The organism is Micromonospora haikouensis, assembly GCF_000876225.1.
Classification (GTDB): domain Bacteria; phylum Actinomycetota; class Actinomycetes; order Mycobacteriales; family Micromonosporaceae; genus Micromonospora; species Micromonospora haikouensis.
This window is the reverse complement of sequence record NZ_JXSX01000003.1, coordinates 75,154-97,101: the sequence shown is the minus strand read 5'-3', so window position 1 is coordinate 97,101 and position 21,948 is coordinate 75,154. Positions and strand designations below refer to the sequence as shown.

The 21,948-nt window shown below is 75.0% G+C and carries 23 protein-coding genes and 1 riboswitch; of the genes, 11 read left to right on the top strand and 12 right to left on the bottom strand.

Annotated features, from left to right (window positions below; all coding sequences use genetic code 11):
• Position 1: 1 nt before the first annotated feature.
• From TK50_RS22095 to TK50_RS22075, 5 genes are all read left to right on the top strand, one after another.
• Complete coding sequence (locus TK50_RS22095; protein ID WP_043966808.1) at positions 2–868, top strand: metal ABC transporter permease; 867 nt, start codon at positions 2–4, stop codon at positions 866–868.
• 43 nt (positions 869–911) lie between these two features.
• Positions 912–1,211 carry an ArsR/SmtB family transcription factor gene (locus TK50_RS22090; protein WP_043966807.1) on the top strand — a complete coding sequence of 100 codons (300 nt, stop codon included), beginning with the start codon at positions 912–914 and terminating at the stop codon, positions 1,209–1,211.
• Positions 1,208–1,603 (top strand): Fur family transcriptional regulator, encoded by a 396-nt coding sequence (locus TK50_RS22085; protein WP_043966806.1) that lies wholly within the window; start codon positions 1,208–1,210, stop codon positions 1,601–1,603. The genes TK50_RS22090 and TK50_RS22085 overlap by 4 nt, the downstream gene beginning before the upstream one ends.
• A gap of 48 nt (positions 1,604–1,651) precedes the next feature.
• Positions 1,652–2,257, top strand: a complete 606-nt coding sequence (locus TK50_RS22080) for a hypothetical protein (RefSeq protein WP_043969236.1) — start codon at positions 1,652–1,654, stop codon at positions 2,255–2,257.
• A gap of 570 nt (positions 2,258–2,827) precedes the next feature.
• Positions 2,828–4,273: a cellulose binding domain-containing protein gene (locus TK50_RS22075; protein WP_063838615.1), complete on the top strand. Its 1,446-nt coding sequence runs from the start codon at positions 2,828–2,830 to the stop codon at positions 4,271–4,273.
• A gap of 9 nt (positions 4,274–4,282) precedes the next feature.
• Here the strand turns inward: TK50_RS22075 and TK50_RS34510 are convergent, their stop codons facing one another.
• Positions 4,283–5,482 carry a cellulose binding domain-containing protein gene (locus tag TK50_RS34510; RefSeq protein ID WP_241774089.1) on the bottom strand — a complete coding sequence of 400 codons (1,200 nt, stop codon included), beginning with the start codon at positions 5,480–5,482 and terminating at the stop codon, positions 4,283–4,285.
• Between the two features lie 148 nt (positions 5,483–5,630).
• Between TK50_RS34510 and TK50_RS34505 the strand changes: the two genes are divergently transcribed.
• Positions 5,631–5,801: a hypothetical protein gene (locus TK50_RS34505; RefSeq protein ID WP_176734065.1), complete on the top strand. Its 171-nt coding sequence runs from the start codon at positions 5,631–5,633 to the stop codon at positions 5,799–5,801.
• 30 nt (positions 5,802–5,831) lie between these two features.
• On the opposite strand, the gene TK50_RS22065 is transcribed toward TK50_RS34505, so the two are convergent.
• The 7 genes from TK50_RS22065 to TK50_RS22035 form a co-directional block, all read right to left on the bottom strand.
• Positions 5,832–7,889, bottom strand: a complete 2,058-nt coding sequence (locus tag TK50_RS22065) for an acyl-CoA dehydrogenase family protein (protein WP_422119955.1) — start codon at positions 7,887–7,889, stop codon at positions 5,832–5,834.
• Positions 7,890–8,028: 139 nt separating this feature from the next.
• The gene (locus tag TK50_RS22060; RefSeq protein WP_043966805.1) at positions 8,029–8,532 is read right to left on the bottom strand and encodes a DUF6328 family protein; all 504 of its coding nucleotides are present in this window, start codon (positions 8,530–8,532) and stop codon (positions 8,029–8,031) included.
• Positions 8,533–8,676: 144 nt separating this feature from the next.
• A complete protein-coding gene (locus TK50_RS22055) occupies positions 8,677–9,426 on the bottom strand; it encodes a sugar isomerase domain-containing protein (protein ID WP_043966804.1) in 750 nt (249 codons plus the stop codon).
• A complete protein-coding gene (locus TK50_RS22050; protein ID WP_082106497.1) occupies positions 9,423–10,298 on the bottom strand; it encodes an AAC(3) family N-acetyltransferase in 876 nt (291 codons plus the stop codon). The genes TK50_RS22055 and TK50_RS22050 overlap by 4 nt, the downstream gene beginning before the upstream one ends.
• A complete protein-coding gene (locus TK50_RS22045) occupies positions 10,295–11,125 on the bottom strand; it encodes an alpha/beta fold hydrolase (RefSeq protein ID WP_043969231.1) in 831 nt (276 codons plus the stop codon). Before TK50_RS22045 ends, TK50_RS22050 begins: the two co-directional genes overlap by 4 nt.
• A 29-nt stretch (positions 11,126–11,154) precedes the next feature.
• Entirely contained in the window at positions 11,155–11,931 is a 777-nt protein-coding gene (locus TK50_RS22040; protein WP_043966803.1) for a TIGR03943 family putative permease subunit, read from the bottom strand.
• Positions 11,928–12,869: a permease gene (locus TK50_RS22035; protein WP_043969230.1), complete on the bottom strand. Its 942-nt coding sequence runs from the start codon at positions 12,867–12,869 to the stop codon at positions 11,928–11,930. The genes TK50_RS22040 and TK50_RS22035 overlap by 4 nt, the downstream gene beginning before the upstream one ends.
• Before the next feature lie 322 nt (positions 12,870–13,191).
• Positions 13,192–13,297: riboswitch (TPP riboswitch) on the top strand.
• 70 nt (positions 13,298–13,367) lie between these two features.
• Between TK50_RS22035 and TK50_RS22030 the strand changes: the two genes are divergently transcribed.
• The 4 genes from TK50_RS22030 (at position 13,368) to gndA (ending at position 17,842) form a co-directional block, all read left to right on the top strand.
• Positions 13,368–13,958: an ECF transporter S component gene (locus TK50_RS22030; RefSeq protein WP_043966802.1), complete on the top strand. Its 591-nt coding sequence runs from the start codon at positions 13,368–13,370 to the stop codon at positions 13,956–13,958.
• A 36-nt stretch (positions 13,959–13,994) separates the two neighbouring features.
• Entirely contained in the window at positions 13,995–15,431 is a 1,437-nt protein-coding gene (locus tag TK50_RS22025) for an ABC transporter ATP-binding protein (RefSeq protein ID WP_043966801.1), read from the top strand.
• A 31-nt stretch (positions 15,432–15,462) separates the two neighbouring features.
• Positions 15,463–16,263 carry an energy-coupling factor transporter transmembrane component T family protein gene (locus TK50_RS22020; protein WP_043966800.1) on the top strand — a complete coding sequence of 267 codons (801 nt, stop codon included), beginning with the start codon at positions 15,463–15,465 and terminating at the stop codon, positions 16,261–16,263.
• A 133-nt stretch (positions 16,264–16,396) separates the two neighbouring features.
• Positions 16,397–17,842 (top strand): NADP-dependent phosphogluconate dehydrogenase, encoded by a 1,446-nt coding sequence (gene gndA, locus TK50_RS22015; RefSeq protein WP_043966799.1) that lies wholly within the window; start codon positions 16,397–16,399, stop codon positions 17,840–17,842.
• An 82-nt stretch (positions 17,843–17,924) separates the two neighbouring features.
• On the opposite strand, the gene TK50_RS22010 is transcribed toward gndA, so the two are convergent.
• The 3 genes from TK50_RS22010 to recO form a co-directional block, all read right to left on the bottom strand.
• Positions 17,925–18,110: a hypothetical protein gene (locus TK50_RS22010; RefSeq protein WP_043966798.1), complete on the bottom strand. Its 186-nt coding sequence runs from the start codon at positions 18,108–18,110 to the stop codon at positions 17,925–17,927.
• A gap of 97 nt (positions 18,111–18,207) precedes the next feature.
• Complete coding sequence (locus TK50_RS22005; RefSeq protein ID WP_144420451.1) at positions 18,208–19,011, bottom strand: isoprenyl transferase; 804 nt, start codon at positions 19,009–19,011, stop codon at positions 18,208–18,210.
• Positions 19,012–19,019: 8 nt separating this feature from the next.
• On the bottom strand, positions 19,020–19,832 hold the full coding sequence (recO, locus tag TK50_RS22000; RefSeq protein WP_043966796.1) for a DNA repair protein RecO: 813 nt from the start codon (positions 19,830–19,832) through the stop codon (positions 19,020–19,022).
• Positions 19,833–19,933: 101 nt separating this feature from the next.
• Between recO and TK50_RS21995 the strand changes: the two genes are divergently transcribed.
• Entirely contained in the window at positions 19,934–20,752 is an 819-nt protein-coding gene (locus TK50_RS21995) for a DUF4097 family beta strand repeat-containing protein (RefSeq protein ID WP_082106815.1), read from the top strand.
• On the opposite strand, the gene TK50_RS21990 is transcribed toward TK50_RS21995, so the two are convergent.
• Positions 20,739–21,923 (bottom strand): acyltransferase family protein, encoded by a 1,185-nt coding sequence (locus TK50_RS21990; protein WP_043966795.1) that lies wholly within the window; start codon positions 21,921–21,923, stop codon positions 20,739–20,741. The two genes, TK50_RS21995 and TK50_RS21990, sit on opposite strands and share 14 nt — an antisense overlap.
• Positions 21,924–21,948 lie beyond the last annotated feature (25 nt).

Here is a 21,948-nt window from a genome sequence, read left to right as displayed (position 1 = left end):
CATGGAGCTTTTCCAGTACCCGTACATGCAGCGGGCCCTGATCGGCGCGCTGGTCATCGGCCTGGCCGCTCCGGCGCTCGGCATCTACCTGGTGCAGCGCCGGCTGGCGCTGATCGGCGACGGGGTGGGGCACGTGGCGCTGACCGGGGTCGGCGCGGGGCTGCTGCTCAACCGCTCCCCCGTGCTGGTGGCGGTGGTCGTGGCGACGCTCGGCGCGGTCGCCATCGAGCTGGTCCGGGCCCGGGGCCGCACCTCCGGCGACCTCGCGCTGGCGCTGCTGTTCTACGGCGGCATCGCCGGCGGGGTGATGCTGGTGGGGCTCTCCGACGCCACCAGCGCCAACCTCAACGCCTACCTGTTCGGGTCGCTGACCACCATCTCGCCGCAGGACCTGACCACCATCGTGGTGCTCGGGGCGGCGATCCTGGTCACCATGCTGGCGCTGCGCCCGGCGCTGTTCGCGGTCTGCCACGACGAGGAGTACGCCCGGGTCGCCGGCCTGCCGGTGCGGGCGCTGAACCTGCTGCTGGCGGTCGGCACCGCGGTCACCGTGACGATCGCCATGCGGGCCGTGGGGGTGCTGCTGATCAGCGCGCTGATGGTGGTCCCGGTGGCCACCGCCCAGCAGGTCACCCGGGGGTTCCGCGCCACGATGACGGCGGCCATGGCGCTCGGGCTGTTCGCCGCCGGCTCCGGCGTGTGGGTGGCCGCCAACGCCGACACCGCGCCCGGGGCGTCCGTGGTGCTGCTGGCGATCGCCTCCTTCCTCGCGGTGGCGGTCGTCGCGGCGGCCTGGCGGGCACTGCGCCGCCGGCGCGCGGAGGCCGGCACGCCGGCCCCGGAACCCCACGAGGTGGTACTTCGTTGATCCTGCGCCCCGGCGTGTCGGCGGGATTGGTTACCGTTATCCAGTGACCAGCGGATCAGGGTACGAGGCCTACGAGGGCGCCGGTGAGCTGCTGCGCGCGCTCTCGGCCCCCATCCGACTGGCGATCGTGAGCGAGCTGGCGCAGGGTGAACGGTGCGTGCACGAGCTGGTGGAGAAGCTCGGAGCCGCCCAGCCGCTGGTCTCCCAGCACCTGCGGGTGCTGCGCGGGGCCGGCGTGGTCCGGGGCTCCCGGCGTGGCCGCGAGATCGCGTACGCGTTGGTCGACGAGCACGTCGCGCACATCGTGGCCGACGCGGTCAGTCACGCCGGGGAGGCATCATGAGCGAGGGCACCGCCGTCCGGAACACCCGGCAACGCTCCGCGGTGAGCGCGCTGCTGGGCGAGGTGGAGGGCTTCCACAGCGCGCAGGACCTGCACGCCATGCTCCGCGAGCGCGGCGAGCGGGTGGGGCTGACCACCGTCTACCGCACGCTGCAGGGGCTGGCCGACGCGGGCGAGATCGACGTGATGCGCCCGCCGGGCGGCGAGCACCTCTACCGGCGGTGCAGCGAGGGCCACCACCACCACCTGGTCTGCCGGGTCTGCGGCCGCACCGTCGAGGTCGCGGGGCCGACCGTGGAGGCCTGGGCGGAGCGGGTGGCGGCGCAGCACGGGTACGCCGACGTCAGCCACACCCTGGAGATCTTCGGCACCTGCCCGGCCTGCACCGGCTGACAATTCCGACCCGTGCCGAGCCGGGGCGGCCGTGGCACGCTGTGCGGCGTGAAAATCTACGCCGATCGCTTCCCGACCGCCGCCCGTCAGTTGCTCACCGACCTGCTCGTCCTCGCCTGGGTGTACGCCGCGATCCGCTTCGCCCTCTGGGTGCACGACCTGGTGCAGAAGCTCGCCGTACCCGGGCAGAAGCTGGAGGGGGCCGGCGGCGGCCTGGCCGACAACCTGGCCGAGGCCGGCGGCAAGGTCGGCCGGGTGCCGCTGGTCGGCGACGAGCTGACCGCCCCGTTCACGAAGGCCGCCGACGCGGCGCGGGCCGTCGCCGAGGCGGGCCGCGACCAGCAGGAGCTGGTCGGCCAGCTCGCGCTGGCGCTCAGCATCGCGGTGCTGGTCTTCCCGCTCGGCCTGGTGCTGTTCGGCTGGCTGCCGCTGCGGCTGCGCTGGATGCGTCGGGCCGCCTCGGCGAAGGCGCTGGCCACCGCCCCCGCCGGCCGGGACCTGCTGGCCCTGCGGGCGCTGGCCGGACAGCCGCTGGGGAAGCTGGCCCGGATCGCCCCGGACGTGGCCGAGGCGTGGCGGCGCGGCGACGACGCCACCGTCGACGCGCTCGCGGCGCTGGAGCTGCGCCGACTCGGCCTGCGCACGGGCCGCTGACCGGGCTGCCGGGCCTGCCGGGCGGACCGGCAAGCGTCGGGTCTGCCGGCCCGCCGGGCGGCCCGCCGGCCTGCCGGGCCTGTCGGGTGGACCGGCGTGCCTGCCGGGCGGACCGGCGGGCGTCGGCCCGCCGCACCGACGCCCCGGCGGCACGTGACGCCGCGTGACTCGCCGCCCCGACGCCGGCACCCCCTCCGCCCCCTTTGCTCTGCACCCACATGCGCAGCAGTCACGCAGCGCAACCGCACGCCGCCCCTCAACATGGTCCGCGATCTTGCATCCCGGCTGCTCAAGCCGGGTGTTGCGTGGATGGGTGCAGAGCAAAGGGAGCGAGGAGACGTGTCGGGTGCGGCAAGGCCGTGACGCAGAGTCAGACCGACCGGGGACCTCGAAGGAGCCACGATCGTGACGCAGGGCGACCACCACGCGGGCCAGACCGCCAGCGCCGCCACGACCGTCGCGTCCGCCGCGGTTGTGCGCACCACGGGAAGGGGATTAGATAGGCATCGATGCGTTCGCCTCGGGTGCCTGCCCTGCGCCGGGTGCCGGGGTGCCGGGAGGGAGCGACCCATGTCCGTGTCTCGCAGGCGGTCGATCGTCGCGGCCGGTGCCGTCGGCGTGGTGGCGATGCTCGCCGCCACGCTCCTGGGGCTGCCGCCGGCACGGGCGGCGACCGGTGACGGCTCGCCCACCGACCCGAACATCGCGTTCGTCGGCCGCTGGGACAAGAGCAACAGCACCGCGTACGTGCCGAACTGGGCCGGGGCCTACCTGAGGACCGGGTTCACCGGCACCACGGTCAAGCTGCGGCAACGCCGCACCATCGACCTGTACTACAGCATCGACGGGGCCGACTTCACGTACCTGACCAACGTCAGCGGGACCGTCAACCTGACCCCCACCCCGCTGCGCGCCGGCAACCACACGCTGCTGGTGTCGTACCGGGTGGTCGGCGGCTCGTACACCGGGGACGCGGTGTTCCAGGGGCTGACCCTCGACGCGGGCGCGACCACCCTGCCGACCCCGGTGCGGCCCCGGCTGATCGAGTTCGTCGGCGACTCCATCACGCTGGGCACCACGTCGTCGCGCGTGGCGCTGACCGCGTACGGCTGGCTGACCGGCGAGCAGCTCGGCACCGAGCACACCCAGCTTGGCTACGGCGGGGGCTGCCTGGTGGCCACCGCCGACGGCTGCGTCAGCGTGGCCGCGCAGTTCCTCAAGACCGGATACGCGGCCACCAGCCCGAACTGGGACTTCAGCCGCTACCAGGCCGACGCCGTCGTGATCAACCTGGGCACCAACGACCGCGGCCACGGGGTGAGCGGCGCGGACTTCCAGAGCCAGTACGCCACGTTCATCCGTACCGTGCGGGGGAAGTACCCGCGCGCGGCGATCTTCGCGCTGCGTACCTTCAGCGGCCGGTACGCCGCGGAGACCGCCGCCGCCGTCACGACGGTGACCGGCGGCGGCGACCGCAACGTGTTCTACGTGGACACCACCGGGTGGCTGCCGGCCGACGGGCTGAGCGACTCGGTGCACCCGAACGACGCCGGACACCGGGCGATCGCGGCGCGGCTCGCCCCGATCGTCGCCGCGAAGCTGGGCACCACCACCCCGACGCCCGGCACGACCACCCCGCCCGCCACCACCCCGCCGGCAACCACGCCGCCCGTCACCACCCCGCCGGCTGGCACGACCGGCTGCTCCGTCGGGTACGCGGTCACCGGCCAGTGGCAGGGCGGCTTCCAGGGCGAGGTCACCGTCCGCAACACCGGGACCGCGCCGGTCGACGGCTGGACGGTGCAGTGGACGTTCGCCGACGGCCAGCGGATCAGCCAGGCGTGGAACGCGAGCTACGCGCAGAGCGGCGGCACCGTGCGGGCGACCAACGCCAGCTGGAACGGCACGATCGCGGCCGGCACGACGGTGAGCTTCGGCTTCCTGGCCGACGCCCCCGGCGCGAACACCCGGCCGACCGCGTTCACCCTCAACGGCGCCGCCTGCGCGCTCTCCTGACCGCCGTCGTCAACGCAGGTAGGCCGCCAGGCCGATCTGCTGGTCGCGCAGCGCGGTGGCGACCACGCCGGCGATCTGCCGGGCACCCGCCGCCTCGAAGTGCGTGTGGTCGTTGCAGAAGAACGCGCCCACCGCACCCGAGCCGTAGTCGCCGTTGTTCGGGCACAGCCCGAGCCGGTTGTACAGCGTGTAGCTCAGCCTGTGCAGGTCGATGACCGGCACGTTGTTGGCCGCGCCCGCGTCGAACGTCTCGGTGAGGAAGCCCCGGTTGCCGACGGCGGTGCTGCCCGAGCAGGTGATCGCGGCGGCCGGCGTGAGGAAGACCGGGCGCGCGCCGCGCTGCTTGGCGGCGTTGGCCATCACGCCGAGCAGTTGCTTGTACCGCGCGGAGCCGACGTGCCGGTTGCAGTTGGGGTCGCCGTCGTTGATGCCGAACTGGATGAACAGGTAGTCGCCGGCCTTCATCCCGGTGCCGGAGTTCAGCATGGCCTGCCAGCGGGTCGAGTACGTCTCCGGGCTGACCACGCACTCGCCGGCCGAGTTCTTCGTGGTGGTGACGTTCGGGTCGTACAGCCAGGTCTGGATGCTGCGCCCGCCGACCGCGCTGTTCACCACGGTCGCGTTGGCGTTGAGGTACTGGCCGAACTGGTTGCCCCAGCCGACCGGGCAGGCGCCGCTGGAGGACGGGTTGGCGACCGTGGAGTCGCCGGCCAGCCAGACGGTGACGGGGGCCTGCGTGGAGGGCGTCGGGGTCGGCGTACGGGACGGGGTGGCCGACGGCGACGACGGGGTGGACGGCGGCGCGCACGGCGTGGCGGTCGGCGCGCCGGTGCACGGCACCCCGTTGAGCGAGAACGCCGTCGGCACCGGGTTGGCGGTGGTCCACGCGCCGGTGAAGCCGAAGCTGACGCTGGCGTTGGTGCCGATGGCGCCGTTGTAGCCGGCGTCCCTCGCACTGACCGCCGACCCGCTCTGGGTGACGGTGGCGTTCCACGCCTGGGTGACCCGCTGCCCGGTGGCAAAGGACCAGGTGAGCGTCCAGCCGGAGACCGGGTCGCCGAGGTTCGTGATGGCGACGTCCGCGCCGAAGCCGCCCTGCCACTCGCTGGTGACCTTGTAGTCGACCCGGCAGCCGGTGGCCGCCGCGGTGGCGGCCCCGGCCGCGACCGCCACCCCGCCCGCCAGGACCGCCAGCGCGATCGCGACCACCCCGGCGGCGCGCCGATACGCCGCGCCCCACCTATTGATTGATGAGATTCGATTCATACGCGCATGCTACCCGGCCGTGCCCGCCGCCCGGCCCTGCTCGGCGGCCGACCGTCGGCCGGCCGCCGAGCCGCTCGTCTAGGGTGGGGCGGTGCTCTACTTCCTGATCGTCGTCGCCGTGCTGCTGCTGGCGTACGCCGCCGTGCTGGTGAGCTTCGTCAAGCGGGGCCGCAAGATCCCGCCGCAGGCGTACCTGGTGCTGGCGCTGCTCAACGGGCTCATCCTGGCGGCCGTGCTGGCCTGGGCGATCGCTTCCCGCTGACCGGCCCCCTCGACTCCGGCGGGATGCGGCTCACTCCGGCGGGATGCGGCGGCGAACGTCGTCGGCGGTGGACGGGCCCGGCGTCCAGCGGGCCACCCAGGGCAGGTCGGCCGACGGCGTGATCACCCCGTCCTCCAGGGCGGCGTACCGGCCGGCGAGGATCCGCCGCGCCGCGGCCACGTCGACCGGGTCGGTGTTGGCCCACAGGGCCGTGAACAGGGCGTCGACCCGAAGCCGGGCCTGGCGGCAGAACAGGTCGGCCAGCTCGACGTTCTCCGGGCGGGCGTCCTTCTCCGCGTACGCCCGGACGCAGACCGCGCTCATCGCGAACAGCTCCGCGCCGATGTCCACCACCCGGCCGAGGAACGCCTGCTTGCGCTCCATCTTGCCCTGCCAGCGGGACATCGCGTAGAACGTCGACCGGGCCAGCTTGCGGCTGTACCGCTCGACCTGGCGCAGGTGCCCGGCGATCGGGCCGAACTCCGCGTACGCCGTCGGGGCTTGCCCCCGGCCGACGGCGAGGGTCGGCAGCCACCGCGCGTAGAACGCGCCCGCCCGCGCGCCGGCCTTCGCCTTGCGGCCGAGCCCGGCGTCCGGGTCGATGATGTCGCCGGCCACGGACAGGTGGGCGTCGACGGCCTCGCGGGCGATCAGCAGGTGCATGATCTCGGTGGAGCCCTCGAAGATGCGGTTGATCCGCAGGTCCCGCAGCAGCTGCTCGACCGCCGCCGGGCGCTCGCCCCGAGCGGCCAGGGAGTCGGCGATCTCGTAGCCGCGCCCGCCCCGGATCTGGATCAGCTCGTCGCCGATCTTCCAGGCCATCTCGCTGGCGTACAGCTTGACCAGCGCCGCCTCGATCCGGATGTCGTTGCGGTCGTCGTCGGCGAGCAGGCAGCACAGGTCGAGCATCGTCTCCATGCCGTACGTGGTGGCGGCGACGAAGGCGAGCTTCTGGGCGACCGCCTCGTGCTCGCCCACCGGCCGGCCCCACTGGACGCGGTCGGCGGCCCACTCCCGGGCCACGTTCAGCGACCACTTGCCCGCGCCGACGCACATCGCCGGCAGCGAGAGCCGCCCCGTGTTGAGGGTGGTCAGGGCGATCTTGAGACCCTTGCCCTCGCCGCCGATGACGTTCTCGGCCGGCACGAACACGTCGTGGAACCGGGTGAGGCTGTTCTCCAGGCCGCGCAGACCGGTGAACTCGTTGCGCCGCTCCACGGTGATGCCCTCGGCGTCGCCGTCGACGACGAACGCGGTGATCCCGCCGCGCCGCCCCTGCGTCGCCGGCACCCGGGCCATCACCACCAGCAGCGTGGCCACGGTGCCGTTGGTGGCCCAGAGCTTCACCCCGTTGAGCCGGTAGCCGGTGCCGTCGGCGGTCGGCTCGGCGGTGGTCGCCAGCCGCGCCGGGTCGGAGCCGACGTCGGGCTCGGTGAGCAGGAACGCCGACACCTCGCCGGCGGCGAGCCGGGGCAGGAAGCGCTGCTTCTGCTCGTCGGTGCCGAACATCTTCAGCGGCTGCGGCACGCCGATCGACTGGTGCGCCGACAGCAGCGCGCCGATCGCCGGGCTGACCGAGCCGGCCAGCATCAGCGCCCGGCAGTAGTGCAGGTTGCTCAGCCCTAGCCCGCCGTACTTCCGGTCGATCTTCATGCCGAACGCGCCGAGCCGGGCCAGGCCCCGGAACACCTCGTCGGGGATGCGGGCGTCCCGCTCGATCGCCGCGCCGTCGACCTCGGCGGCCAGGTACGCGCGCAGCCGCCCCAGGAACTCCTCGGCGCGGGCGTCCTCGGCCGGATCGGTGCGCGGCCACGGGTGGATCAGGTCGAGCCGGAACCGCCCGAGGAACAGCTCCTTGCCGAAGCTGGGCCGGTCCCAGGCCGACTCTCGGGCCGCCTCGGCGACCTGCCGGGCCTCCTTCTCGGACACCTGCCCGGCCTCCGCCGGCAGCGGCCCGGTGCTTCCCTGGGCCGGCGTCGGGCCGGCGTCGTCCGCCGCCGCGCTCCCCCGCACCGGCTGCGGGCCGGCGTCCGGCGTGGCTCCCTCCGCCGGGTCGGGCGCGGGTCGGCTGTTCTGCGTCGTGGTCACGGCTGCCTCCTCGAACCTCGGTCCGGATGCGTCGACGTGCTCGACTCACGAGCGACGCTACCCCCGGTTGTTACCCAGGGGTAGCGTCGCGTGCACTTCGGATTTCCGACAGCGTCACCGCTGGTCGCAGCGGGCGCGGTCAGTCGCCCGTCAGCGTCTGCGGGTCGTCATCGTCGTCGTCGATGTCGTCCTCGCCCCAGTTGCGGCGGGCGAACGGCAGGAAGACCCAGAAGGTCAGGAACCACACGGCGGTGACCGCGGTGAGCACGAACGCGATGCCCCGGTCCAGCACGAAGTCGGTGATCAGCAGGACCGCGCTGACCATCGAGACCAGCATGAACGCGAGCCCGCCGCTGGCCATCCGGTGGGCGAAGCGGACCAGCTCCGGCTTGCGGCCCTGCCGGAACAGCGCCCGGTGGAAGGCCACCGGGGAGATGATCATCGCGGTGGCGGCGGCGGCCGACAGCAGCGCGACGATGTAGACGTCCTTCTGGAAGTCGCTGGTCCTGGTGAAACCGTTGCTGAACGGCAGCGTCAGCAGGAACGCGAAGAGGATCTGCACACCGGTCTGCGCGACCCGCAACTCCTGGAGCAGGTCGGCGAAGTTGCGCTGCCAGCGCTGCCGCTCGGTTTCCTTGGACACGCGTTACCTCCGGGGGCGACGGTACTGCCGGCGGGTGCGGCCCGCCGGCAGCATCGCCATTGCCCGATCGGATCGACGACGAAACCCATTCACGCCCGCGCCCGCGCGGGGCGGCGGGGCGCGGCCGAACCCGATCGGAAGCGGTCACGCCCCCCGGCGGATCCGGCCCGCGTACCGGGCCTCCAGGGCGTCGTTGTGCGCGTCGCCGCCGGCGATGTTGGCCGACAGGTAGACCGGGGGCGGCTCCCCCGCCGCGAGCAGCCGGGCCACCACCTCGACGGTGACCTGCTGCGCGAGCAGGGCCGCCGTGATCGAGGAGACCGCGCCGACCGCGCCGCCGCCGGGCAGCGGCAGGGTCGCGTCGCCGTACGGTGCGCCGTTGTCCAGCACCACGTCGGCGAAGTCGGCCAGCTTGCGCCCCGACGGGTGCCGGGACGCCATCCGCGCCGAGTGCTGCGCCGACGTGATGGCGACCAGTCGGTGCCCCCGCCCGGTCACCAGCGCCGCGAACTCCACGATCGCCCCGTTGACCCCGGAGTTGGAGGCCACCACGAACACGTCGGACGGGTGGACCGGGGCCAGCTCGTAGAGGCGGTGGGCCACCGCCGGATCCCGCTCCAGCAGCGGGCCCAGGACGTCGGCCGGGGCCCCGCCGCGCAGCACCACGTCGCGCAGCGCGATCCGGTTGGTCGGCACCAGGCCGCCGGCCCGGCCGGCGATCTCCATGGCGAGGGCCTCGGAGTGGCCCGTGCCGAACGCGTGGACCACCCCGTCGGCGCGCAGCGCGTCGGCGATCAGGTCGGCCGCCCGGCCCACCGCCTCCCGCTGGCTGGCCGACACCCGGCCGATCGTCTCCGTCACCACCGCCAGGTAGTCCTCGGCGCTGATCGTCATGCGTCGTCCTCCGTCCCCCGGCTGCCGTCCGGCGTCTCGCCGGTCCCGTCGGTCCTTGTCCGGCCGCCGGCCACCGTTGCCCGGTGGCGGGCCAGCCAGTCGACCGCGAAGTCGACCGCGGCCCGCTGGCGCATCAACCGCCCCGTCCCGTCGCCGACCGGGCCGACCCGCACCGCGCCGGTCGCCTCCAGCGCCGCCCCGAGCCGGGGGAAGTCGCTCTCGTCGAGCACGATGTCGTCCCACCCCGCCCAGCGCCGGCCGCCGTCCGGGGTCCGCACCGCCGCGCCCTCCCGTCGCCTCGGCGGGGCGGGCTGCCGGTATTCGGCCAGGTGCAGCGACGTGTTCGAGTCGTGGCCGACGCCGAGCAGCAGCACGTCGGCGTCGGCGTCGTAGAGCCGGCCCAGTGGCGAGTCCTCGCCGAGCATGCCGGCCAGCCGGTGCCCGGCCACGATCCGCTCGGCGGCGGGCCCGAGGGCGGCGAAGGAGACCTGCGGGTGGTCGCTGCGCCGGGCACCCGGCCAGCCCCGGACGGTCTCGGCCAGCGCCCCCATGAACCGGCTCGGGGTGACCGCCGGGTCGAAGCCGGGCGTCTCGGCCCGGATCACCGGCCACCAGTGCGCCGGCACCGGCGGGTTGGTCCATTCGGCCGGGTCGCTGTTCTCCGGCGTGTGGGTGGGCACCACGACCGTGCCCCGCTCGCCGAGCACGTCGCGCAGCGCGAGGGCCACCGCCTGCGCGCCGCCGCAGACGAACCCGAGCGCCTTCAGCCCGGCGTGCACGAGCACCACCGCGCCCGGGCGTACCCCCAGGTCGGTGAGCTGCGCGGCGAGCGAGGCGCGGGTGTGCGGCCGGGCGGCCGGTGCCGGCGTCATCGGGCCGTGGCCGTGCGGGCCAGGATCGCCTCGGCCAGCGGGCCGGGCGCCTCGTCGGGGATCCAGTGCGACACCCCGGCCAGCGTGACGGGGCGGTAGTCGCCGGTGACGTGGGCGGCGCAGGCCCGGGCGGCGACCCGGCCGACCGCCGTGTCCCGGTCGCTCCACACGTACGTGGTGGGCACCGACACCGGCCCGACCGCCGCGAGGTCCTTCCCGGACATCGCGCGGTACCAGTTCAGGGCGGCGGTCAGCGCGCCCGGGGCGCGCATCGGGTCGGCGTACCGGGCGACCCGGGCGGCGTCGCCGATGCCGCCGAGCAGCCGGCGCAGGGCGACGGCCCGGAACGCCAGCAGCACCTTCTCGGCCTTGCCGGGCTTGCGGAACAGGGCGATGTACGACGAGCGGGCCTTCTGCTCGGTGTCGGTGGCCAGCGCGTGGGCCATCGCGGCGGGGTGCGGGACCGACACGGCGGTGAGGGTGCGCACCCGGTGGGGGTGGGCGGCGGCCAGCCCCCAGGCGACGATCGCGCCCCAGTCGTGCCCCACCACGTGGGCCGCGTCGACGCCCAGCGCGTCGAGCACCGCCGCCGCGTCGGCGACCAGTTCGGGAATGCGGTACGCCTCGACCTCCGCCGGCCGGGCGTCGGGCGAGTAGCCGCGCTGGTCGAGCGCGTACGTGCGCAGCCCAGCGGCGTGCAGCGCCGGCGTGACCTCGTCCCACTCGCCGCTGTGCTGGGGGAAACCGTGCAGCAGCAGCACCGGCTCGCCGTCGGCTGGCCCTCCGGCGTGCACCTCGAACGTCAGCCCTCGCGCGTCGACCCGCATGATCGGCAGCCTACCCAGGGCGGGGCCGGTCACTCGTACGGGTTTCTCGGGGCGGGCACCTCCCGCCAGGACTCCACGGCGAGGTAGGGGATCTCGGCGTCGTTGACCGGGTCCCGCCCGACCCGGTCGCTGTAGCGGCCGGTGACCTCGACCCAGGTGTCGGGCGGCAGGCCCAGGGGCACGTCGCCGGTCATGCCCAGCTTGACGGGGCGGCCGTCGGCGGCGCAGCAGGAGAGCACCATGCGGGCCAGGATGGGCTGCCCGTCGGGGCCGGGCGCGATGAACCCGGTGAGCCGGACCCGCCGCTCGCCGATCGACGCGCCCCGCTCGAACAGGGCCCGGGAGGCGTAGTCGAGGACGGTGACCGGGGCCGGGTCGCCCGGCGGCAGCGGCGGGTAGTCCGACTGCTGCTGGCCGGCGAGCGCGGTGCCGGCCTGGCCCACCGCGTAGGAGCCGAGGGCCGGCGGGGCGACCAGCAGCAGCCCGAGCACCGGCAGCAGGAGCAGCCAGCCGACGCGCGGCCCGTGGTGGCCGTGCCCGTGCCCGTCGTCGTCCTCCGGCTGCCCGCCGGAACCGGAGCCGGACGCGGGCCCGTCGCCGCCGGACGCGGGTGCGTCGCCGCGCGGCGCGGGGCGCAGGTCGTACCACAGGGTCATGACCGCGGCGGCGATCAGCACGAGCCCGGCGGCGATCAGGAACGGCCGCAGCCCCTCCTTGACGTAGCGCAGGTAGAGGTCGGTGACGCTGGCCCGGACCACCGCGCCGCCGAGCAGCAGCAGGACGACGGCCTGCGCCTGCCGGTTCACAGCAGCACCGCCCCGGCGAGGCCGGCCACGCCGACGGCGACCACGAACGTCGCCGGGGCGAACCGGACCGCGAACCGGCGGCCGAAGACGCCGGCCTGCATGGAGATCAGCTTGAGATCGACCATCGGACCGACCACCAGGAAGACGAGACGGGAGGTGAGGGAGAACTGCGACAGCGACGCCGCGACGAAGGCGTCGGCCTCCGAGCAGATGGACAGCAGCACGGCGAGCACGGCCAGGGCCAGCACCGACAGCACCGGGGAGTCGGCGAGGGTCTGCAGCCAGCGCTCCGGCACCAGCACGTTGATGCTGGCGGCGGCCATCGCGCCGACGACCAGGAAGCCCCCGGCGTGCACGACGTCGTGCCGCACGGCCGCCCAGAAGGCAGCGCCGCGCGACGCCCCGTCCAGCTCGGGCCGGCGCGGCAGCCGGATCCAGTCGGCGCGGCCGAGCCGCAGCCAGAGCCACCCCATGACCATGGCGACGACCAGGCTGGCCACCGCCCGGCCGAGCACCATCTCCGGTGCGCCGGGGAAGGCGACGGCGGTGGCGGCGAGCACGACCGGGTTGACCGCCGGGGCGGCGAGCAGGAACGCCAGGGCCGCCGCCGGGGTGACGCCGCGCCGGATCAGCGACCCGGCGATCGGCACGGAGCCGCACTCGCAGCCGGGCAGCACCACGCCGGCGGCGCTGGCCACCGGCACCGCGAGGGCCGGGTGCCGCGGCAGCGCCCGGGCCCAGAACGAGCGCGGCACGAAGACCGCGATCACCGCCGAGAGCAGCACCCCGAAGACCAGGAAGGGCACGGCCTGCACGAGCACCGAGACGAAGACCGTCGTCCAGGTCTGCAGCCGGGGCGCGGACAGCGCGTCGGTCAGCGGCGCGCGGAACACGATCAGCAGGACCAGCAGCGCGGCCAGCACCTCGACCGAGCCGATCCGGCCGCCGACCGACCGTCGCGGCCCGCCCGACGCCGCCTCCCCCTGGGGTACGTCCGGCCCGTCCCCGCCGCCCGGCCCCGTCGCCGGGGCCCGTCCGTCGGGGCCGACGGGCGGCGCGGAGCTGTCGGTCGTCGACGCCACGGTCTGCTCCCTGGAGGCGGGTGAGGTTCGGCGGCGCGACACTATCGCGCCCAGCGGGCCGGGTCGATGAACGACGCCGAAACGGCGGTGACCGGGTTCCGGGATCCTCCCTGGTGAGCTGCGGAAAGATCACTTTGCCCGGTGATCTTCCCGGGTGTTAGCGTCGGGGAGACAACTTCACATCCGACAGGGGAGCGCACAGCGCTGAGAGTGCGGGCACCGCCCGCAGACCCTCGAACCTGATCTGGGTAATGCCAGCGCAGGGAGTTCGGTCGACCTCCAGCCGCGTCGACGTCCGGTGCCACCGGGCGCGGCGTGCGTCTTCTCCTGGTTCGTCAAGGACTGGGAGCCACCATGAACCACACCGACAGCAACCGCTGGCGCACGATCGACATCGTGGTCGCCTCGGTGATCGCCGTCGCCTTCGGCGTCATCTTCTGGGCCTGGGGCCTGGTCTGGAGCGCCACCGAGGGGGCGTTCGCGTTCTTCCCGCCCGCGCAGACCCTGCTCTACGGCGTCTGGCTGATGCCGGCCGTGCTCGGCGGCCTGGTGATCCGCAAGCCGGGCGCGGCCCTGTACTGCGAGACCGTCGCCGCCGTCCTGTCCGCCCTGCTGGGCAGCCAGTGGGCCGGCACGGTGATCCCGCAGGGCATGGTCCAGGGCCTCGGCGCGGAGCTGGCGTTCGCCGCGTTCCGCTACCGCTCCTTCCGGCTGCCGACCGCGCTGCTCGCCGGGGCGCTCACCGGCGTCGGCGCCGCCCTGTTCGACTTCCTCGTGTGGAACGCCGAGTACGACCTGACCGGCTACCGCCTCCCGTACGCCCTGCTCACCGTGGTCAGCGCCACGATCATCGCGGGCGCGGGCGCGTGGGCCCTCCTGCGCGCCCTGCTCACCACGGGCGCCCTGGACCGCTTCCCCGCCGCCCGCGCCCGCACCCCGATCTAGCGGGAGCGTCCACAGGCCGACCGGGAAGGGGGACGGGTGACGGCACGGGTGGTGTTGCGGGGGTTCGGGTGGCGGCACGCCGGGCGGCGGGCCTGGGCGGTGCGCGGGGTGGACCTGAGCGTCGAGGCCGGCGAGCGGGTGCTGCTGCTGGGGCCCTCCGGGGCCGGCAAGAGCACGCTGCTGGCCGCGCTGGCCGGGCTGCTGTCCGACGACTCGGGCGAGCAGGAGGGCACCGTCGAGGTCGACGGCGTCGATCCCCGCGCCGACCGGGACCGGGTCGGCATCGTCTTCCAGGACCCGGAGAGCCAGCTCGTGATGGCCCGCTGCGGCGACGACGTCGCGTTCGGGCTGGAGAACCGGGGCGTGCCCGCCGGTGAGATCTGGCCCCGGGTGGACGAGGCGCTGCGCCGGGTCGGCTTCCCGTACGACCGGGACCGTCCGACCGCCGCCCTCTCCGGCGGCGAGCAGCAGCGGCTCGCGCTGGCCGGAGCGCTCGCCCCGCGGCCGGGGCTGCTGCTGCTCGACGAGCCGACCGCCAACCTCGACCCGGCCGGGGCGGCGCTGGTCCGCCGGGCCGTGGCCGACGCCGTCACCGCCGACACCGCGCTGGTCCTGGTCGAGCACCGGGTCGCCGAGGCGCTGCCGCTGGTCGACCGGGTGGTGGTGCTGGAGCCGGGCGGCGGCGTGCGCGCCGACGGGCCGCCGGAGGCCGTCTTCGCCGCACACGGCGACGCGCTCGCCGCCGAGGGGGTCTGGGTGCCCGGCCGGACGGTGCCGCCCCGGCGGGCCACCGCCGCCCCCGGCGAGGCGCTGCTCACCGCCGACGGGGCCGCCCTGCCGCCCCGCCTCGCCCCGACCGACCTGGCGGTACGCGCCGGCGAGGCGCTCGCCGTCCTCGGCCCGAACGGTGCGGGCAAGTCGACCCTGGCGCTGCTGCTGGGCGGCCTGCTGCGGCCCGGGGCCGGGCAGGTGGCGGCGACCCGGGAGCTGGCCGGGCGGGACGCCGCCACCGCGCCGCACCGCTGGCGGGCCCCCGCCCTGGCCCGCCGGATCGGGTCGGTCTTCCAGGACCCGGAGCACCAGTTCGTCACCGGCACGGTCTACGACGAGCTGGCCCTCGGCCCGCGCCGCACCGGCCACGGCGAGGCCGCCGTCCGGGCCACCGTCGACGGGCTGCTGGACCGGCTGCGCCTGGCCCGGCTGGCGCGCGCGAACCCGTACACCCTCTCGGGTGGGGAGGCGCGGCGGCTGAGCGTGGCGACGGCCCTGGCCACCGCGCCCCGCCTGCTGGTCTGCGACGAGCCCACCTTCGGCCAGGACCGGCGCACCTGGCTGGAGCTGGTGGACCTGTTCGCCGAGCTGCGCGACGGCGGGCACGGCGTCGTCGCCGTCACCCACGACGCGGACTTCGTGGCGGCCCTGGCCGACCGGCGGCTCACCCTGGCCCGCGACCCGGCGGCGGTGGCGGCGTGACCGGCACCGGCCGCAGACGGGCGGTGGCGGCGTGATCAGCATCTCTCCGGTGGCCGTGCCCGGCGCCCCGTTGGCCCGGCGCAACCCCGTGGCGAAGGTCGCCGCCGCGCTGGTCTTCTCGTTCACCCTGCTCGCCACCCTCGACCCGGTGGCGCCGGCCGTCGCCATCGGCGTCGAGCTGGCCGTGCTGCCGCTGTTCGGCATCCGGTACGGGGTGCTCGCCCGCCGGGCCGCCCCGCTGCTGCTCAGCGCCGCCGGCATCGTGGTGACCCTGGTCCTGTTCGCCGCCGAGCGCACTGGCCGGACGCTGGTCGAGGCGGGGCCGGTGGCGGTCACCAGCGGGGTGCTGCTGACCGCGCTCGGGCTGGCCCTGCGCATGCTCGCGGTGGCGCTGCCCGGCGTGATCGTCTTCGCCACCACCGACCCGACCGACCTGGCCGACGCGCTGGTGCAGAACGCGAGGGCCCCGGCCCGCTTCGCAATCGGCGCGCTGGCGGCGTTCCGGCTGGTGCCGCTGCTCGGCCAGGAGTGGCAGATGATCAGCATGGCCCGGCGGGCGCGCGGGGTGGACGCCGGCCGTAACCCGGTGGCCCGGCTGCGGCTGTTCGTCTCGACCGCGTTCGCGCTGCTGGTCGGCGCGATCCGGCGGGGCACCCGGCTGGCGGTGGCGATGGACGCCCGGGGCTTCGACGCGGCCACGCCGCGCACGGTCGCCCGGCGGCAGCGGTTCGGCCCCGCCGACGGGCTGCTGGTCGCCGGGGCGGCGGCGCTGGCCGGGGCGGCGCTGGCGGTCAGCGTCGCCCTGGGCACGTTCCGCCCGCTGATCGGCTGACCCGCAGGTCAGCGCGGCGACGGCGGGGCGGACGCCACCACACTGTGACACCGCGTCGACCACCGGTCCCGGCCCGGCGGGCGGCGCGATACCGTCGCAGCACTACAGGCGACGCGAGAGGTGGCGGGTACGGATGACGCAACAGGCGACGGCGCAGATCGGCGTGACGGGGCTGGCGGTGATGGGCCGGAACCTGGCCCGCAACCTGGCCCGGAACGGGTTCACGGTGGCGGTGCACAACCGGTCGCCGGAGCGGACCCGCAGCCTGGTCGCCGAGCACGGTGACGAGGGGACGTTCGTGCCGTCCGAGTCCCTGGCGGACTTCGTCGGCTCGCTGGAACGCCCCCGCGCCGTGATCATCATGGTCAAGGCGGGCGCACCCACCGACGCGGTGATCGACGAGCTGGTGCCGCTGCTCGACGAGGGCGACATCATCGTCGACTGCGGCAACGCCCACTTCGCCGACACGCGGCGGCGGGAGGAGGCGCTGCGCGCCAAGGGGCTGCACTTCTCCGGCACCGGCGTGTCCGGCGGCGAGGAGGGCGCGCTGCTCGGGCCCAGCATCATGCCGGGCGGCTCCGCCGAGTCGTACGCGAAGCTCGGCCCGATGTTCGAGAAGATCGCCGCGCAGGTGGACGGCACCTCGTGCTGCCGGCACATCGGCCCCGACGGCGCCGGCCACTTCGTCAAGATGGTCCACAACGGCATCGAGTACGCCGACATGCAGCTCATCGCCGAGGCGTACGACCTGCTGCGGGCGGGGCTGTCGGCGAGCCCGGCGGAGATCGCGGAGATCTTCCGGGAGTGGAACACCGGCGAGCTGGAGTCGTTCCTCATCGAGATCACCGCCGAGGTCCTCGGGCACACCGACGCGGCGACCGGCCGGGCGTTCGTGGACGTGGTGCTCGACCAGGCCGAGCAGAAGGGCACCGGCCGCTGGACGGTGCAGAGCGCGCTCGACCTGGGCATCCCGATCACCGGCATCGCCGAGGCGACGTTCGCCCGGTCGCTGTCCGGGCACGCCGGCCAGCGCGAGGCCGCCCGCCGCGCCTTCGGCGACGCCGGGGAGAAGTGGCAGGTCGAGGACCGCGACACCTTCGTCGAGGACGTGCGGCGCGCGCTGCTGGCCAGCAAGATCGTCGCGTACGCGCAGGGCTTCGACCACATCCGCGCCGGCAGCAGCGAGTACGACTGGGACATCGACCTGGGCGGCACCGCCACGATCTGGCGGGGCGGCTGCATCATCCGGGCCCGCTTCCTGGACCGGATCAAGGAGGCGTACGACGCCGAGCCGGAGCTGCCGTCGCTGCTGGTCGCGCCGTACTTCGCCGAGGCGGTCAGCGCGGGCGTGCCGAGCTGGCGGCGGGTCGTCATCGACGCGGCACGGGCCGGGGTGCCGACGCCGGCGTTCTCGTCGTCGCTGGCGTACTTCGACGGGCTGCGCGCCGAGCGGCTGCCCGCCGCGCTGCTGCAGGGGCTGCGGGACAACTTCGGCGCGCACACCTACCGCCGGGTGGACCGGGACGGCTCGTTCCACACCCTGTGGGCCACCGAGGGCCGCTCCGAAGTGGAGGCCTGAGCCGCAGCGCCACCGCGCCGGTGCCGACCCCCGGGGTTCGGGGGCGGCACCGGCGCGGTCGGGTCGGGGAGAACCGGTCGGGTCAGAAGAACCGGCGGCGCTTCGTCTTCTGCGGGCGCAGCAGGTCGGCGCCCCTGGTCAGCATCCGGGTCACGCCGGTCGGGCCGCGCCGGGCCTCCAGCGTGTGGCTGAGCCGGCGCGCGCCGGCCGCCGCCAGCGGCACGGCGACCGCCATGACCGCCCACTGGGCAATCCGCTTCTGAATCATGTGGGTTCACCTCCGCCGTCGGGTCCGTTGCCGGAGGTGATACCCCACCGGCCGCGCCGGTAAGCGTCCCTACGGGCCGGTCAGGGCTGCGGACCGGTCAGGGCTGCGGCGGGGCGACCGGGTTGGGCAGCGCCCCGCCGAACCGGCGGTCCCGCTGGGCGTACAGCTCGCACGCGTACCACAGGTGGCGGCGGTCGAAGTCGGGCCAGAGGGTGTCGAGGAACACCAGCTCCGCGTACGCGGTCTGCCACAGCAGGAAGTTGGAGATCCGCTCCTCGCCGGACGGGCGGAGGAAGAGGTCCACGTCGGGGACCTCCGGGTGGTAGAGGTACTTCGCCACGGTCTTCTCGGTGACCCGCTCCGGGTCGAGCCGGCCGGCCGCCACGTCGCGGGCGATCGCGGCGGCGGCGTCGGCGATCTCGGCCTGCCCGCCGTAGTTGACGCAGAACTGCAGCGTCAGCGTCGAGTTGCCCCGGGACATCTCCTCGGCCGTCTGCAACTCGGAGATGACGCTCTTCCACAGCCGGCCGGCACGGCCCGACCAGACGACCCGCACGCCCAGGTCGACGAGCTGGTCGCGGCGGCGACGGATGACGTCCCGGTTGAAGCCCATCAGGAACCGGACCTCGTCCGGGGAGCGCCGCCAGTTCTCCGTGGAGAACGCGTACGCCGACAGGTAGGGGATGCCCAGCTCGATCGCGCCCTCGATGGTGTCGAAGAGGCTGTGCTCGCCCTGCTCGTGGCCCTTGGTGCGGGGCAGCCCCCGCTCCTTGGCCCACCGGCCGTTGCCGTCCATGACGATCGCGACGTGCTTGGGCAGGGCGTCGGCCGGCAGCGCCGGGGGCCGGGCGCCCGACGGGTGCGGAGTCGGCGGCACCGGCTCACGCCGGCCGGCCCTCATCGATCGGATCACTCGGTCTTCCCCCTGTCCACGGCGGCGGCACCGCCGGCCGTCGGGCCGCCCCGGTCGACCAGCGGCAGCGAGCGTAGCGCGCGCTCCAGGTGCCACTGCAGGTGCGCCGCGACCAGGCCGCTGCACTCCCGGCGTACGCCGGTCTCGGTGGCGTCGGCGAGCACCCAGTCGCCGGTGGTGAGCGCGGACATCAGGTCGACGGTCGCCGGGGCGGGATGGGCCGCGCCGGGGGGCCGGCAGTCCGGGCAGACCGCGCCCCCGGCCGGCACGGAGAACGCCCGGTGCCGCCCGGGGGTGCCGCAGACCGCGCAGGCCGTCAGCGCGGGCGCCCAGCCCGCCAGGGCCATCCCCCGCAGCAGGTACGCGTCGAGCACCAGCGTGGTGGCGTGCTCGCCCCGGGCGAGCGACTTGAGCGCGCCGAGGGTGAGCTGGAACAGCCGCAGCGACGGCTCCCGCTCGACCGGGGTGAGCCGCTCGGCGGTCTCGGCGATCGCGCTGGCCGCCGTGTAGCGCGGATAGTCGCCGAGGAACCGCTTGCCGTACAGGTCGATCCCCTCGACCTGGCTGACGCTGTGCAGCGAGCTGCCGGTGTTGCCCTTCGGGTCGCCGGCGAGCTGCACGTCGACGTGGCCGAACGGCTCCAGCCGGGCACCGAACTTGCTGGTGGTGCGGCGGACCCCCCGGGCCACCGCGCGCAGCCGCCCGTGCCGGCGGGTCAGCAGGGTGATGATCCGGTCGGACTCGCCGAGCTTCTGCACGCGCAGGACCACCGCGTCGTCGCGGTAGAGCTGTCGGCGGTACCCGGCCATCCGATCATTCTCTCCCGGCCCACGGAATCAGGGTCGAATCGGGGTGCCCGGCGGGTGATCCCCGATGCGCGGCGGGCCGGACCGGCCGTAGCGTGCCGGCCATGGCCTCGCACCCGACCGCCCACGCCACCCGCCCCACCCGCGGCGTCCCCGCCCGCGCCGTCGCGGTCGGGGCCGTCGCCGCCGCCCTGATCCTCCTCGCCGGGTGCGACAACCTGTCGCTGCGCCGGCTGGACTTCGACGACGTCGAGTCGACGCGGATCGCCCGGGTCACCGTGCTGCCCGGCTCGGGCGACGTGACGGTCGTCGGCGGCGGCCCCGCCGGCCAGGTGCGGATCAAGCGGGTGCTGCGCTACCACGGCGACCAGCCCGAGGCCCGGTACGAGATCCGGGGCGACGAGCTGGTGCTCGACACCGACTGCGGCTCGCGCTGCACGATCTCCTACGAGGTGAACGCCCCGGAGGGCGTCGCCGTGAGCGGCGCGACCGGGTCGGGCAACGTGGTGCTGAGCCGGGTCGGCGAGGTGGACTTCCGGCTCGACTCGGGGAACCTGGAGATCACCCGGGCGACCGGGGCGGTCCGCGCCGAGGCCAGCTCCGGCAACGTCGAGGTCGACGACGTACGCGGCCCGGCGACCCTGCGCACCTCGTCGGGCGACATCACGGGCAGCCGCCTGGGCGGCCAGGTGGACGCCGAGGCCGAATCCGGCGGCGTCACCGTCGAGCTGGCCGTCCCGGCCTCGGTGCGGGCGCACGCCGCCAGCGGCGACGTGCAGCTCGTCGTGCCCGCCGGCCGGTACCGGGTGCGCTCGGACGTCGACTCCGGCGAGGCCGAGCTGGGCATCGTCGACGACCCGGGCGCGTCGCTGCTGCTCGACGTGGCCGCCGACAGCGGCAACGTGACGGTCACCGCGCGCTGAGCTTGAGGGTGTGCTCCTCGGGGGCGCGGGGCGCGGGCAGCACCGCCCGGTCGTAGCCGGCCGGCGCCGGGCTGACGGGCACGGGGCTGCCGCCGGCCGGCACGGGGCGGCCGGCGGCGGCCCCGGTTCCGGCTCCCGCTCCGGCCCCGGTTCGGGTGCGCGGTTCGGGGCGAGCGCCGCCGGGGAACAGCTCCGGGGGCCGGCGGGCGGCGACGTCCTCGACCCAGCCGACCGCCGCGGTGACCGCGCCGACCAGCGCGAAGACCAGCACCACCCGGATCGCCAGGCCCACCGGGTCCTGATGGGACCAGCCGACCACGTCGACCAGCGGGGTGAGCGCCACCACGAACGGCATGTGCCACAGGTAGACGGTGAGCGCCCGCCGGTTCAGCACCGTCACCGCCCGGCCCGCCACGGCGGACCGGTCCACCCAGGCCGCCGACGCCGGGGCCCGGCCGATCGCCACGAGGATGAACGCGGCCGACCACAACGCGTTGCCCAGCGGGATGTCGTTCAGGTCGTACCCGCGCGGCCCGGGATGGGTGGCGATCCAGGCCGCCCCGGCGACGCCGAGGGCCAGCGCCGCCGGGACCAGCACCCGATTGGCCGTACGCCGCAGCAGGCCGTCGTGGTGGGCGAAGCCGAGCAGCCACGCGCCGAAGTAGAGGCCGAACTCCCGCAGCACGGTGGGCGCGGCGGGGAACAGTCCGAACTCGATGGTGGCCAGCAGCGCGTACGGGGCGAGCAGGGTGGGCCACGGGGCCCGCCGGAACAGCCACAGGGCGACGGGCGAGGCGAACACGAACCACAGGTAGTCGCGCAGATACCAGATCACGCTGAGCGCCAGCGCCCCCCAGTAGTTGGCCGGCGGGTCGGCGACCGGGAACGCCCACAGCAGCACCTTGGGTGTCAGCGGCAGCCCGGTGAGCAGCATGGCAGGGACGAAGACCGCGGCCAGCACCCACAGCGAGGGCAACAGGCGGCGCAGCCGCCGGCCTACGGCCGGCGGGCCGGACCGGTCCAGCGACGCCGCCATCAGCGAACCGGCGAGCGCGAACATCACCGACATGGCCGGGAAGACCAGGGTCAGCGTGGCCCATCCGGTCACGTGGTAGACGACGACACGGACGATCGCCAGGGCACGGAGCAGGTCCAGGTACCGGTTTCGCATCAGCCGGCTTCCGGTCGGGAGCAGA